This window comes from Georgenia sp. G2120 (genome assembly GCF_055326485.1).
In genome coordinates, this window is sequence record NZ_JBUZNL010000018.1 from 1 (window position 1) to 13,292 (window position 13,292).

Sequence of the window (13,292 nt, forward strand, 5' to 3'; positions counted from 1 at the left end):
GTTGGGGTGACGGCGTGCCTTTTGAAGAATGAGCCTGCGAGTTAGTGGCGTGTGGCGAGGTTAACCCGTGTGGGGAAGCCGTAGCGAAAGCGAGTCCGAACAGGGCGTATGAGTCGCGCGTTCTAGACCCGAAGCGAAGTGATCTACCCATGGGCAGGTTGAAGCACGTGTAAGAGCGTGTGGAGGACCGAACCCACTTAGGTTGAAAACTGAGGGGATGACCTGTGGGTAGGGGTGAAAGGCCAATCAAACTTCGTGATAGCTGGTTCTCCCCGAAATGCATTTAGGTGCAGCGTTGCGTGCTTCTTGCCGGAGGTAGAGCTACTGGATGGCCGATGGGCCCTACAAGGTTACTGACGTCAGCCAAACTCCGAATGCCGGTAAGTGTGAGCGTGGCAGTGAGACTGCGGGGGATAAGCTTCGTAGTCGAGAGGGAAACAGCCCAGATCATCGGCTAAGGCCCCTAAGCGTGTGCTAAGTGGGAAAGGATGTGGAGTTGCAGTGACAACCAGGAGGTTGGCTTAGAAGCAGCCATCCTTGAAAGAGTGCGTAATAGCTCACTGGTCAAGTGATTCCGCGCCGACAATGTAGCGGGGCTCAAGCACACCGCCGAAGCCGTGGCACCACAGCATGTCCCTAGCCTTGGTTCAGGGGTTGTGGTGGGTAGGGGAGCGTCGCGTGGGAGGTGAAGCTGCGGGGTGACCCAGTGGTGGATCCTACGCGAGTGAGAATGCAGGCATGAGTAGCGAATGACGGGTGAGAACCCCGTCCGCCGAATGACCAAGGGTTCCAGGGCCAGGTTAATCCGCCCTGGGTTAGTCGGGACCTAAGGCGAGGCCGACAGGCGTAGTCGATGGACAACGGGTTGATATTCCCGTGACCGGCGAAGGACCGCCCATACCGAGTCCGGTGATGCTAACCACCCAAACCACTGTCATTGCCCTTCGGGGCGAGATGGTGGGGCGCGTGGGACCCGATCCGGTAGTAGGTAAGCGTATTAACAGGGGTGACGCAGGAAGGTAGCCGCGCGATCCTAATGGCTTGGATCGTTCAAGGGTGCAGGGCGAGACACAGGTAAATCCGTGTCTCATATAGCCTCAGGCCGGATGATGACACCGTATGGTGGAAAGTGGTGATCCTCTGCTGCCAAGAAAAGCCTCGACGCGAGGGACTAGCCGCCCGTACCCTAAACCGACTCAGGTGGTCAGGTAGAGAATACTAAGGCGATCGAGATAATCATGGTTAAGGAACTCGGCAAAATGCCCCCGTAACTTCGGGAGAAGGGGGGCCCTATGGGTGATCACCACTTGCGGGTGTGAGCCTGGCGGGCCGCAGAGACCAGGGAGAAGCGACTGTTTACTAAAAACACAGGTCCGTGCGAAGTCGCAAGACGATGTATACGGACTGACGCCTGCCCGGTGCTGGAAGGTTAAGAGGACGGGTCAACCCTCACGGGTGAAGCTCAGAATTTAAGCCCCAGTAAACGGCGGTGGTAACTATAACCATCCTAAGGTAGCGAAATTCCTTGTCGGGTAAGTTCCGACCTGCACGAATGGCGTAACGACTTCTCCGCTGTCTCGACCATGAACTCGGCGAAATTGCATTACGAGTAAAGATGCTCGTTACGCGCAGCAGGACGGAAAGACCCCGGGACCTTTACTATAGCTTGGTATTGGTGTTGGTTGCGGCTTGTGTAGGATAGGTGGGAGACTGTGAAGCATGCACGCCAGTGTGTGTGGAGTCATCGTTGAAATACCACTCTGGTCGTTACTAGCGTCTAACCTCGGTCCGTGATCCGGATCAGGGACATTGCCTGGTGGGTAGTTTAACTGGGGCGGTTGCCTCCTAAAGAGTAACGGAGGCGCTCAAAGGTTCCCTCAGCCTGGTTGGCAATCAGGTGTTGAGTGCAAGTGCACAAGGGAGCTTGACTGCGAGACAGACATGTCGAGCAGGGACGAAAGTCGGAACTAGTGACCCGGCGGTGGCTTGTGGAAGCGCCGTCGCTCAACGGATAAAAGGTACCCCGGGGATAACAGGCTGATCTTGCCCAAGAGTCCATATCGACGGCATGGTTTGGCACCTCGATGTCGGCTCGTCGCATCCTGGGGCTGGAGTAGGTCCCAAGGGTTGGGCTGTTCGCCCATTAAAGCGGTACGCGAGCTGGGTTTAGAACGTCGTGAGACAGTTCGGTCCCTATCCGCTGCGCGCGCAGGAAACTTGAGAAGGGCTGTCCCTAGTACGAGAGGACCGGGACGGACGAACCTCTGGTGTGCCAGTTGTTCCGCCAGGAGCATGGCTGGTTGGCTACGTTCGGGAGGGATAACCGCTGAAAGCATCTAAGCGGGAAGCCTGCTTCAAGATGAGGTTTCCACCACCTTTGGGTGGGAAGGCCCCCTATAGACCATGGGGTTGATAGGCCGGATGTGGAAGCGGCGAAAGTCGTGAAGCTGACCGGTACTAATTGGCCGACAACTTCCAACACCACGCCCCACACGAACTCTGTGTGTGGTGACTGGTTGAGAAGCGAGCACAACACATCAACAATTGCGCGTCCACTGTACGGTTCTGGAACCACCCACCCCCAGACACCAGCACACCCCTTGCGGGTTGGCTGCGTGTGTGTGGGTTGATAATTGGATGATTGGTTCCGCCAGGTTACGGCGGCAATAGCGAGGGGGAAACGCCCGGTCCCATTCCGAACCCGGAAGCTAAGCCCCTCAGCGCCGATGGTACTTCACGGGAGACCGTGCGGGAGAGTAGGACACCGCCGTACACACCATTACCGAAAGGCCCCCACCACAAGGTGGGGGCCTTTCGCGTTTCTCCGTCCTTTTGTGTCGGTCACGCGGAACTCTTCGTGATCCAACGTTGACGTCGAGCAGGAGGAGAGCGCCTGTGCCGACCGAATGTGGAGCCAGCGTCACCGTCGGTCGTCCTTCTGTGCTCGTGCCGCCTCCCGTAGTGTTCGGGGTTCGCGGGCAGACGAGATCCGGCGTCGAGCGCTCCACCCGAGAGTGCCGGCCGTGTCTGGTGAAGCAGGACCGCGTCAGCTTCGACAGGAGAACAGAGTGAGCGAGACCCCAGACGACAACGACCGCCGACCCGATCGGTCGAACGGTTCGCAGCGCGGACGGAACGACGACCAGCGTCGTCAGTCGAGCTCACGTGGCGGTGCACAGCGGGGTGGCCGCCGGTGGGAGGACCGTCCCCCTCGTCGTGACGGTGACCAGCGCTCATTCGGCAATCGTGATGACCGCGGTCCTCGCCGTGATGGGCACCGTCCGCAGGGTGGCGGTCGTCGGTGGGAGGAGCGCCCGCCTCGCCGTGACGGCGAGCGTTCCTACGGGGATCGCAACGACCGTGGTCCTCGCCGGGACGGAGACCGCCCCGAGGGTGGCGGCCGCCGCTGGGAGGAGCGCCCGCCCCGTCGCGATGGTGATCGTTCCTACGGCAATCGTGATGATCGCGGTGACCGGGGTCCCCGTCGTGACGGCGACCGACCGCAGGGTGGCGGCCGCCGCTGGGAGGAGCGCCCGCCCCGTCGCGATGGTGATCGTTCCTACGGCGACCGGAACGACCGTGGTCCTCGCCGGGACGGAGACCGCCCCGAGGGTGGCGGTCGTCGGTGGGAGGATCGCCCGCCTCGTCGCGATGGCGAGCGTTCCTACGGGGACCGCAACGACCGTGGTCCTCGCCGGGACGGTGGCCGCCCCCAGGGTGGCGGCCGTCGATGGGAGGACCGTCCCCCGCGTCGCGATGGCGAGCGTTCCTACGGGGATCGCAATGACCGGGGTCGTCGTCGTGACGGTGACCGACCGCAGGGTGGCGGCCGCCGCTGGGACGACCGACCGCCCCGGCGTGACGGCGAGCGTTCCTACGGCGACCGAGGTGACCGGGGACCCCGTCGAGATGGCGAGCGCTCCTTCGACCGAGGGCGACGCGACGACCGGAACGACCGGCAGGTCGGCCACGGTCGCCCGGGGCAGGAGCGGCGTGCGGCCGGCCCGCAGGCGCCGGACATCCCCGAGGACATCACCGCGCAGATGCTTGACCGCGACGCGCGCCGCGAGCTCCTCACGCTCTCGAAGACCAACGGGGACACGGTCGCGCGTCACCTCGTGATGGCGGGCATCTTGCTCGAGGACGACCCCGAGCGCGCTTACGAGCACGCCCAGGCTGCCGGCCGAGGTGCGGGACGCGTGGCCACGGCTCGCGAGGCCGTCGCCATCACCGCATACGCCACCGGCCGGTTCGCGGAGGCCCTCAAGGAACTGCGCGCCGTACGCCGCCTGGCGGGCCGCGACGACCACCGCGTGATGGAGGCCGACTGTGAGCGAGGCCTCGGCCGACCCGAGCGGGCACTGAGCGTCATCGCGGAGACCGACACGACCGTGCTCTCGGACGCCGAGAAGGCCGAGCTCGCGATCGTCGCCTCCGGGGCGCGCGCGGACCTCGGCGAGAACGAGGCCGGACTCCTCATCCTCCGCACCGTCCAGCTGGACGCGATCAAGGACCCGGCGATCAGGTCCCGCCTGGACTCCGTGATCGCCGACCGCCTCGACGAGGTGGGTCGTTCCGACGAGGCCACCGAGCTCCGCGGCCGCATCACCGTGCCCACGGACGACGCCAGCGACTCGTTCGATGTCATCGACCTTCAGCCCGAGGACATCGACGACGAGCCGCCGGCGCGCCCAGCGGCGCCGCAGGAGACCGTCGAGCCCAGTGCCGAGGGTGACTCGACTGCCGCGGACGAGGACGCGACCGAGGAGTCGTCGTCCACGCCTACGGGCGACGAGGACACCGGTGGACCGGAGCTCGAGTCCGAGGAGTCCGCTGAGTCCGATTCGGAGTCTGCTGTTGAGCCCGAGTCCGAGCCGGCGCCCTCGTCTGACGAGGATGCTGAGGCTGCGCCCGAGGCGCAGTCGGGGCCGGAGATTGAGGCCGAGCCGGAGGCGGAGCAGGGGATGCTCGACCTCGGGTTCGACCTGGGCGGCGACGGACCGCAGGACGAACGCCCCGCGGACGAGGAGCCGGGTTCAGGCACCATGGACCGGTGACTCTTCGCGGATCCGACCAGCCCCTGCACCTCGCGCACGACGTCGCGCTCATCGACCTCGACGGCGTCTGCTACCGGGGCGACGACCCCGTGGAGCACGCCGCGGAGTCGCTCACCGCGGCGCGCGAAGGCGGGCTGGCCGCCCGCTTCGTCACCAACAACGCCTCGCGCGAGCCGGGCACGGTGGCGGATCACCTCACCGAGCTCGGCATCGCGACCGAGCCGGACGAGGTCGTCACCGCCGCCCAGGCCGGCGCGGCCCTGCTCGCGGAGCGCTTCCCGGAGGGCTCGCCGATCCTCGTGGTCGGCGGCGCCGGGCTGCGCACCGCGGTCGCCGAGCGCGGCATGCGGATCGTGTCGGCGGCCGACGACGAGCCGGTCGCCGTCATCCAGGGCTGGGACCCGAACCTGTCCTGGGGCCCGCTCGCCGAGGCCTGCTACGCGATCGAGCGGGGCGCGGCCCACATCGCCACCAACCTCGACTTCAGCATCCCCAAGCCCGGTGGGATCGCCCCCGGCAACGGCGCGTTCGTCGACGTCGTCGCGCGCGTGTCCGGCTCGCAGCCGATCTCCACGGGCAAGCCGGAGCCCGAGATCTTCGAGACGGCCGCCCGCCGCGCCGGCGGCACCGCGCCGATCATCCTCGGCGACCGGCTCGACACCGACATCCGCGGCGCCGTGTCCGCGGGCATGGCGTCGCTGCACGTGCTCACCGGGGTCGACGACGCGCGCAACGTCGTCCTCGCCGACCCGATCGAGCGACCCACCTACCTCGCGATCGACCTGCGCGACCTCCTCGTGGCGCACCCCGAGGTCACGGGGTCGACCGCAGGCGGATCGGATGGCGCTGACACGGCCGACACCGACTCGGCCACCGCCGCCTCGACCGTCTGGACGGCCGGCAGCGCCCACGCGCACGTCGCCGACGGCGTCCTCCACCTCGACGACGGGACCGGCACCGCCACCCCGCTCGGCACGCCCGCAGGCAGCGCGCCCCCCGCGCCGGTCACCGTCAGCCTCGACGGCTACCGCGCCCTCGCGGCCGCCGCCTGGGCCTCCGCCGACGCGGGCGCGCCGCTGGATCCACAGGTGGTCCCCGAGCTGGTGGTCGAGCGGCGATAACCTGGCCCGGATGAGCGAGCAGCCCCGGCCCACCCCCGCGTCCGTCCGCGGCGACGACCGCCTGCCCGCGGACCTCGCCGAGCGGGACCTCGACGCCCAGGCGGACGCCCTCGAGGCCCTGCACGGCACGCTCCAGGCCCGACTGGCCCAGGACGGCGGCTGAGGTGGCGCGCCTGACGCGCATCGACGCCGAGCTCGTCCGCCGCAAGCTCGCCCGCTCGCGCCAGCACGCCGCAGAGCTCATCGTGGCCCACCGGGTCACGCTCGACGGCGAACCCGTGGTCAAGCCGGCACGTCAGGTCGACCCCGCGCAGGCGATCGTCGTGCGCGAGAGCGAGCAGGTCGACGACTACGTCTCCCGCGGCGCCCACAAGCTCGTCGGCGCCCTCGACGCTCTCGCCGCGCGCGGCACCCCGATCGACCCGACCGGGCGGCGCTGCCTCGACGCCGGCGCGTCCACGGGCGGCTTCACCGACGTCCTCCTGCGCCGCGGGGCGGCCGAGGTCGTCGCCGTCGACGTCGGGTACGGGCAGCTCGCCTGGTCCCTGCGCACCGACGACCGCGTCACCGTCCTCGAGCGCACGAACGTCCGCACCCTGGACCCGGCGGCGGTCGCACCGGCGCCGAGCCTCGTCGTCGGGGACCTGTCCTTCATCTCCCTCGGACTCGTCCTGCCCGCTCTGGCGGGCGCCGCCTCGGACGACGCCGATCTCCTGCTCATGGTCAAGCCCCAGTTCGAGGTCGGGAAGGACGCGCTCGGCACCGGGGGAGTCGTGCGGGACCCGGAGCAGCGGGCGGCCACCGTGGTCGACGTCGCGCGCTCCGCGCAGACCCTGGGCCTCGACACGTGGGCGATCGTCCCGAGCCCCCTGCCCGGGCCGGCCGGGAACGTCGAGTACTTCGTCGCGCTGCGCCGCGACGCGGAGCAGCCCCTCACCGGCGACGCGCTGACCGAGGCCGCGCGCGCCGCCGTCGCCGAGGGACCCGCCGGGAAGGAGGCCGCACGATGACGGAACCCCCCAAGCACCGGGCCAGCGAGACCGCCCGCGACGGCGCGCGCGAGGTCGTCCTGCTCTACCACCCCACCCGGCCCGACGCGCACGCGGCCGCGACGTCCGTGCACGAGGGACTGACCTCGGCCGGGCTGTCCGTGCGCGCCGTCAGCCCCGCGAGCGACGCCGAGCCCCGGCCGGACACCATGGTCGAGGGGGCCGAGCTCGTCGTGGTCCTCGGCGGCGACGGGTCGATCCTCACCGGCACCGAGCTCGCGCGCCCGCACGGCGTGCCCGTGCTCGGCGTCAACCTCGGTCACGTCGGCTTTCTCGCGGAGGCCGAGCCCGAGGCGCTGCCGGAGGTCGTGCGCCGCATCGTCGCTCGCGACTATCTGGTCGAGGAGCGCATGACCGTCGACGTCACGGTCCGCACGCCCGACGGCGCCACCCACCATGGGTGGGCCCTCAACGAGGCCGCGGTCGAGAAGGGGCCCGAGGGACGGATGGTCGAGGCCGCGCTCGGGGTCGACGGTCGCGGGCTGTCGACGTTCGCCTGCGACGCCGTCGTGCTCGCCACGCCCACCGGCTCGACCGCCTACGCCTTTTCCGCTGGCGGGCCGATCGTCTGGCCCGGCCTCGAGGCGCTGCTCGTGGTGCCCGTGGCCGCGCACGCCCTGTTCACCCGGCCGATGGTCGTGGGCCGCGAGTCCGTCCTCGAGGTCGAGATCCTCGCCGAGGCGCGCGGGACGGCCGTGGTGCGGTGCGACGGGCGGCGCACGATCGAGGCCCCGCCCGGCTCGCGCATCGAGGTCCGCCGCGGCACGCGACCGGCGCTCCTCGCGCTGCTGAGCGAGGCGCCCTTCTCCGGGCGGCTCGTGGCCAAGTTCGACCTCCCGGTCACCGGCTGGCGCGGCGGCCTCATGACCGCGGCCCCCCAGGACCAGGGCTCGAGCGCGTCCGGTGTCGAAGGCTCACCCGGTGTCGACAGTGCGGCCCAGCAGGAGGACACGGGCAAGGGCTTACCGGGTGTCGAGGGCTCACCCGGTGTCGAGAGTGCGGTTCAGGACGGTGGCGCGGCCGACGAGGACCAGGGGGCGGCCCCGTGATCGAGCGCGTGAGCATCGAGGACCTCGGCGTCATCGCCCGCGCCCACCTCGACCTCGGCCCGGGCCTGACCGCCCTGACCGGCGAGACCGGCGCGGGCAAGACGATGGTCCTCTCCTCGCTGCGGCTCCTCCTCGGGCACAAGGCGGATCCAGCGATCGTGCGGCACGGGGCGGAGCGCGCCGTCGTCGAGGGGGAGTGGTCCGTCCCCGACGATGCGCCGGCCCGCGACCTTGCGGCGGATGCCGGGGCCGAGCTCGACGACGACGTCCTCCTTGTGGCCCGCACCGTCTCCGCCCAGGGCCGCTCCCGCGCCCACGCCGGCGGCCGCACCGTGCCCGCCGCACTGCTCACCGACATCGGGGACGGCCTCGTCACCGTCCACGGCCAGGCCGACCAGCTCCGGCTGCGCGAGCCCGCCCGGCAGCGCGCCGCCCTCGACACCTTCGGCGGCGCCGACCACCTGGCGCTCGTCACCGCCGCGGCCGAGGCCCACGCGGCCGTCGTCGCCGCGCGGGCCGCCCTCGAGGAGCGCACCGCCGACGAGGGCCGCCGCCTCGCGGAGATCGCCGCGCTGACCCGGGTCGCCGAGCTCGTCGCCGCCGCCGACCCCAGCCCGGGCGAGGACGAGGAGCTGCGCGCCGCCTCCCTGCGCCTCGAGCACGCCGAGGCCTTACGGACCGCCGCGACCGAGGCACGCGGCGCCGTCGCCGGGGACGAGGACAGCGCGACCCCGGGGGCCTCGGCGCTCGTCGCCCAGGCCGCCCACGCCCTGGCCGCCGCGAGCGGCCACGACCCGGCCCTGACCGCGCTCGCCGAGCGGGTCGCCGCCGTCGGCCCGCTGCTCGACGACGCGGCGGTCGAGCTCGCCGGCTACCTCGACGGGCTCGACGCCGACCCCTCTGCGCTCGACACCGTGCACGCCCGCCGCGCCGAGCTCGGCCGCCTCATCCGCGACCTCGGGGTCGGGGGAGTCGACGAGGCCCTCGAGCAGGCCGAGCGGGCCGCCCTCCGCCTCGCGCAGATCGACGGCCCGGCCGCCGAGCCCGAGGCCCTCGCCGCCGCCGTCACCGAGGCGGAGGCCGCCCGCGAGCGCGCCGCCACCGCGCTCACCGCCTCCCGGAGGGCAGCCGCCGAGCGGCTGACCGCCGCCGTCGACGCCGAGCTCACGGGCCTGGCCATGCCCGGCGCCCGCCTCGGCATCGACCTGCAGGAGCTTCCCGAGCCCGGCCCGCACGGCGCCGAGGAGGTCGTCCTCACCCTGGCCACCCACCCGAGCGCGCCCGCCCGCCCGCTCGGCCAGGCGGCGTCGGGCGGTGAGCTCTCCCGCGTCATGCTCGCCCTCGAGGTCTGCCTCGCCACCGAGGCCGGCGGCGAGGCCCGCACGTTCGTGTTCGACGAGGTCGACGCCGGGGTCGGCGGCCGCGCAGCCGTCGAGGTCGGCCGCCGCCTCGCGGGGCTCGCCGAGCGCCACCAGGTCGTCGTCGTCACCCACCTCGCCCAGGTCGCCGCGTTCGCCACCGACCACCTCGTCGTCACCCGCGGGGAGGACGGCGTCACCGACGTGGTGCGGGCGCACGGGGACGCGAGGGTCGTCGAGCTGGCCCGCATGCTCGCAGGTCAGGATGACTCCGACGCGGCGCGCGCACACGCGGCAGAGCTGCTCTCGCTGGCCGGCGTGTCACCATGACGCGGTGAGGCTCTTCCAGCGACCGGCGCGGCGATCGTCCGCCGACCCCGTGGGAGTGGCGGGACCCGCCCGCGTGGACACCCGCACGAAGCGCCTGACATCCCGCCTGCGCCACGGCGACGTGGCCGTCATCGACCACGTCGACATCGACCGGGTCGCCGCCGAGTCCCTCGTGGCCGCCCGGCCCGTCGCCGTCCTCAACGCCGCCGAGTCCACCTCCGGGCGCTACCCCAACGCGGGTCCGTCGATCCTCGTCGATGCCGGCATCGTGCTGGTCGACGACGTCGGCGAGCACCTGATGGAACTCTCCGAGGGCTCGCAGGTCGATGTCCACCCCGACGGGTCGATCCACTCCGGCGGCGAGCTCGTGGGCCGCGGCGTGGTCCAGGACGACGCGACGATCGCCGAGGACCAGCGGCGGGCGCGGGCCGGGATCTCCGAGCAGCTGAAGAAGTTCGCGACGAACACGATGGAGTACGTCGAGCTCGAGCAGGACCTCATCATCGACGGCATCGGGATCCCCGCGGTGCGCACCGTGTTCGACGGCCGGCACGTCCTCATCGTGGTGCGCGGGTACCACTACAAGGAGGACCTCGCGATGCTGCGGCCCTACGTGCGGGAGTTCCGCCCGCTCATCGTGGGGGTCGACGGCGGGGCCGACGCGGTGCTCGAGTTCGGGCTGCGGCTCGACATGATCGTCGGGGACATGGACTCCGTGTCCGACGAGGCGCTGCGCTCCGGCGCGGAGATCCTCGTCCACGCCTACCGCGACGGCCGCGCGCCCGGCCAGGCCCGCGTCGAGGAGCTCGGGGTCGACCACGTGGTGGTCCCCGCCACCGGCACGTCCGAGGACGTCGCCATGCTGCTCGCCGACGAGAAGGGCGCGAGCGTCATCGTGGCCGTCGGCACGCACAACACGCTCAACGAGTTCCTCGACAAGGGGCGCGCCGGCATGGCGTCGACCTTCCTCACCCGCCTGCGGGTGGGCTCCAAGCTCATCGACGCCAAGGGCGTCTCCCGGCTCTACCGCACGCGCATCTCCGGCTGGCTCCTCGTGCTGCTCGTCCTCGCGGGCCTGCTCGCCCTTGGCGCCGCCGTGCTCGCCACGACGGCGGGCCAGGCGTTCCTCGAGCTCGCCGCCACGCGCTGGGGCGACCTCGTGGCGTGGGTGCGCTCGCTGTTCGGGTCCGGGTGAGCATGGGCTGGGTGAACTCGGCCCTCGTGGGCACGCGCACGGTGCGCACGACCGGTAGCGGGGGAGACGCATGATCGACTTCAAGTTCCACGTGGTCTCGCTGATCGCGGTGTTCATGGCGCTGGCCGTGGGCATCCTGCTCGGCGCGGGACCGCTCGGCGGCGCCCTTGGCGACACGCTGCGCGGCCAGGTCCAGGACCTGCGCGCCGACCGCGAGGCCATGCGCGAGGAGCTGACCCAGACGCAGGGCGACCTCGACTCGGTCAACACCCTGCTCGAGCAGGGCGGGCCGCGACTCGTCGAGGGCACCCTCGACGGCGGGCGGGTCGCCCTGCTGTCCACCCCCGGCGCCAACGGCGACGACTTCACCGCCGTGGAGGAGTCGCTCACCGCCGCCGGCGCCGACATCGTGGTCGAGGGCGTCCTGTCCGAGGCCCTGACCACCCCGTCGATGGGCGACGAGCGCATCGACCTCGTCGAGCAGGTCGCCCCCGACGCCGACCCGGACGACGACCCGGTCGCCGTGCTCGGCGGCGCGATCGCCGACGCCCTGACCGTGGGCCACGACGAGACGGGCGCGATCGACGACGTGGCGGCCGACGGCGAGATCCTCGACCGCATCCTCGGCACCGGCTCCGACCTCGTCAGCCTTCAGACGGACCCGGAGGACCGCGCCGACATCCTCGTCATCGTCGGCGCCCGCGCCGAGCCGGAGCCCGAGGGGGACCCCGCCGAGGACTCCGACGAGGACGGCACCCCGGACGTCCAGGCCGAGGCCGCCGAGCAGCGCATCGCGCACATCACCGCGCTCCAGGCCTACGGCGCGATGGCGGACGAGGGGCCGCTCGTGCTCGTCGGGTCCGCCGAGTCCACGCGTGACCTCGTCGGCGTGCTGCGGGAGGACCTCTCGCTCGCGCCCGGGGCCACGACCGTCGACTCGGTCGGCTCTGTCTCCTCCGCCGTCCTCACGCCGCTCGCGGTGGCCGCCACGCTCGACGGAGTGGTCGAGCAGTACGGGTTCGACGACGGGGCCGAGGCGGTCCTGCCTCCCGCGGCGCCCGCGCCGGCCGAGCGGCTGGCCGACGAGGAGCCGTCCGCGGTCGACCCCGAGTCTCCGACCGTCGGGGAGTCGCCGACCGGGGGGTCCGGCGAGAGCGCGTCCCAGGGCGGGACGTCGTGAGCTCGGCACGGGCCGGCGGTCGGTTGCGCACCGCCGTCGTGGCGCTCGGCGCCGCGGCGCTCGGTGCTGGCGTCACCGCGGCCGCGCGCCGCATCCTCGGGTCCCGCCCGCCGCGCGGTGCCGAGGTGTGGACGCGGACCAACCACGCGGGCGACCCGGTCTCCCTGCTCGGCGGGCTCGCCGCGGGGGCGGCCGTCACCGGGATCGGGCCGCTGCTCGCCCCCTGCACGCCGGTCGGCCCGCGCCTCGCGCTCGCCGCCACTGCGGCCGGGGGAGCCGCAACGGCGGCCGGCGTCCTCGACGACCACGGCGAGGACCTCACCGGCGTCCCCACCGGCCGGGCCAAGGGACTCACGGGCCACCTCGGGGCTCTCGCTCGCGGCGAGGTGACGACCGGGGCGCTGAAGATCGCGGTGGTCGGCGCGGGGGCGTCCGCGGCCGCCCTGCTGCTCCCGGGCCCGCGGCCGCTCATCGGCCGCCTCGCCGACGCCGCCCTCGTGGCCGGCTGCGCCAACCTCGCCAACCTCTTCGACCTGCGGCCCGGCCGCGCGCTCAAGGTGGCCGGGATCGTGCTCGCGCCGGTCGCTCTCGCGCCCGTGGTGCTCGGCCCGGACGCTGCCGGCTCCACCGCAGCCAGGTCCACCGCAGCCGCCAGGGCCACTGACGCGGCTGCCGGCCGCGCCACCCTCGCCGCCGGCGCGCTCGGTGTCATCGGCGCCTCGCTCCCGGCCGACCTCGCCGCGCGGGACATGCTCGGCGACACCGGGGCCAACCCGCTCGGCGCGATCGTCGGCGTCGTGCTCGCGGCGGACCCGTCGGCCGCGCGGCGGGGCATCGCTCTGGGCGCCGTCGTCGGGCTCACGCTCGCCTCCGAGCGGATCTCGTTCACCGCCGTCATCGACTCCGTGCCCGTCCTGCGGGCCATCGACCGCGCGGGCCGCGCGGCCTGAGCC

Annotated in this window: 10 protein-coding genes and 2 rRNA genes; 11 read left to right on the forward strand and 1 reads right to left on the reverse strand. The window is 71.6% G+C overall.

Annotation, left to right across the window (positions count from 1 at the left end):
- Together ACZLMO_RS15255 and rrf are read left to right on the forward strand one after the other, a co-directional pair.
- Positions 1 to 2,482 (forward strand): 23S ribosomal RNA (locus ACZLMO_RS15255); the annotation flags it as partial.
- A 174-nt stretch (positions 2,483 to 2,656) separates the two neighbouring features.
- Positions 2,657 to 2,773: ribosomal RNA gene (gene rrf, locus ACZLMO_RS15260) — 5S ribosomal RNA — on the forward strand.
- A gap of 460 nt (positions 2,774 to 3,233) precedes the next feature.
- On the opposite strand, the gene ACZLMO_RS15265 is transcribed toward rrf, so the two are convergent.
- Positions 3,234 to 3,971 carry a hypothetical protein gene (locus ACZLMO_RS15265; RefSeq protein WP_463654205.1) on the reverse strand — a complete coding sequence of 246 codons (738 nt, stop codon included), beginning with the start codon at positions 3,969 to 3,971 and terminating at the stop codon, positions 3,234 to 3,236.
- A gap of 72 nt (positions 3,972 to 4,043) precedes the next feature.
- Between ACZLMO_RS15265 and ACZLMO_RS15270 the strand changes: the two genes are divergently transcribed.
- The 9 genes from ACZLMO_RS15270 to ACZLMO_RS15310 all read left to right on the forward strand — a co-directional run bounded on the left by ACZLMO_RS15270 (position 4,044) and on the right by ACZLMO_RS15310 (position 13,289).
- On the forward strand, positions 4,044 to 5,057 hold the full coding sequence (locus ACZLMO_RS15270) for a tetratricopeptide repeat protein (RefSeq protein WP_463654206.1): 1,014 nt from the start codon (positions 4,044 to 4,046) through the stop codon (positions 5,055 to 5,057).
- Positions 5,054 to 6,178, forward strand: a complete 1,125-nt coding sequence (locus ACZLMO_RS15275; protein ID WP_463654207.1) for an HAD-IIA family hydrolase — start codon at positions 5,054 to 5,056, stop codon at positions 6,176 to 6,178. Before ACZLMO_RS15270 ends, ACZLMO_RS15275 begins: the two co-directional genes overlap by 4 nt.
- A gap of 10 nt (positions 6,179 to 6,188) precedes the next feature.
- On the forward strand, positions 6,189 to 6,341 hold the full coding sequence (locus ACZLMO_RS15280) for a hypothetical protein (protein ID WP_425715759.1): 153 nt from the start codon (positions 6,189 to 6,191) through the stop codon (positions 6,339 to 6,341).
- 1 nt (position 6,342) lies between these two features.
- Positions 6,343 to 7,188, forward strand: coding sequence for a TlyA family RNA methyltransferase (locus tag ACZLMO_RS15285; protein WP_463654208.1), 846 nt, complete (start codon positions 6,343 to 6,345; stop codon positions 7,186 to 7,188).
- Positions 7,185 to 8,276 (forward strand): NAD kinase, encoded by a 1,092-nt coding sequence (locus tag ACZLMO_RS15290; RefSeq protein WP_463654209.1) that lies wholly within the window; start codon positions 7,185 to 7,187, stop codon positions 8,274 to 8,276. Before ACZLMO_RS15285 ends, ACZLMO_RS15290 begins: the two co-directional genes overlap by 4 nt.
- Before the next feature lie 8 nt (positions 8,277 to 8,284).
- On the forward strand, positions 8,285 to 9,964 hold the full coding sequence (recN, locus tag ACZLMO_RS15295) for a DNA repair protein RecN (protein WP_463654210.1): 1,680 nt from the start codon (positions 8,285 to 8,287) through the stop codon (positions 9,962 to 9,964).
- A gap of 4 nt (positions 9,965 to 9,968) precedes the next feature.
- On the forward strand, positions 9,969 to 11,159 hold the full coding sequence (steA, locus tag ACZLMO_RS15300) for a putative cytokinetic ring protein SteA (RefSeq protein ID WP_463654211.1): 1,191 nt from the start codon (positions 9,969 to 9,971) through the stop codon (positions 11,157 to 11,159).
- 70 nt (positions 11,160 to 11,229) lie between these two features.
- Entirely contained in the window at positions 11,230 to 12,339 is a 1,110-nt protein-coding gene (locus ACZLMO_RS15305) for a copper transporter (RefSeq protein WP_463654212.1), read from the forward strand.
- On the forward strand, positions 12,336 to 13,289 hold the full coding sequence (locus ACZLMO_RS15310) for a hypothetical protein (RefSeq protein WP_463654213.1): 954 nt from the start codon (positions 12,336 to 12,338) through the stop codon (positions 13,287 to 13,289). The genes ACZLMO_RS15305 and ACZLMO_RS15310 overlap by 4 nt, the downstream gene beginning before the upstream one ends.
- The last annotated feature ends 3 nt before the right edge of the window (positions 13,290 to 13,292 follow it).